Annotated in this window: 1 protein-coding gene; it reads left to right on the top strand. The window is 56.2% G+C overall.

Features of this window, described 5'->3' with window-relative positions; translation table 11 throughout:
* The coding region (locus J5224_RS30735) for an MlaD family protein (RefSeq protein WP_264628815.1) at window positions 1–909 on the top strand (909 nt) is incomplete at both ends.

Genomic DNA, 909 nt, shown 5'->3' with positions numbered 1-909 from the left:
AACCACCATCAAAAGTCGCAGTGTGGACGTGGGTGTGGTGGAGAGCGTGGTGCTGAGTGAAGACCTGCGCCAGGTGGAGATTGTGGCTCGCTTGCATTCTGGTATGGGTAAGCTGCTGCGTCATGATTCTGTGTTCTGGGTGGTAAAACCGCAGATTGGCCGCGAAGGGGTCTCCGGGTTAGGCACGCTGTTGTCCGGTGCGTTCATTGAACTTCAGCCGGGTGTCAGCGGTGAAGCGCGCAGTGAATTTGCGTTGTTGGACTCACCGCCGCTGGCACCGCCGCACGCCAAAGGGATCCGTGTTCTGCTCGACAGCGAGCGTTCGGGCCAGTTGAATGCCGGCGATCCGGTACTGTTTCGCGGTTACCGCGTTGGTTCGGTTGAAACCAGCGAGTTCGATACCAAGGCGCGACAAATGCGCTATCAACTGTTTATCACCGCGCCATACGACAGTCTGGTGACCAGCAATGTCCGTTTTTGGAAAGACAGCGGCGTTACGCTGGATATGTCGGCGCAGGGGATGCGGGTGGAAATGGGATCGCTGACCACCTTGTTCAGCGGTGGCGTGAGCTTTGACGTGCCTGCCGGGTGGGAACTGGGTGAGCGCGTGCAAGATCGTGCGCACTATCAGCTGTTTGATAATGAGCGCAGTATTCAGGATTCGCTCTACACGGAATACAAAGAATATGTGATGTTCTTTGATGAATCGATCCGCGGGTTGCAGGTAGGCGCGCCGGTGGAGTTCCGTGGCATTCGCCTGGGAACCGTTGCTCAAGCGCCGCTGGTGACGACCAACTTTAAGCAGGACATGGATATGGATTACCGCATTCCGGTGCTGATCCGCGTTGAACCTGCTCGTTTTGAAAAGATCATCGGCAAGCAGTTTGATTACCAGAAACAGCTCGCCGA

It is taken from the genome of Candidatus Symbiopectobacterium sp. NZEC135, from assembly GCF_025962695.1.
This window is presented reverse-complemented; position numbering and strand designations above follow the sequence as displayed.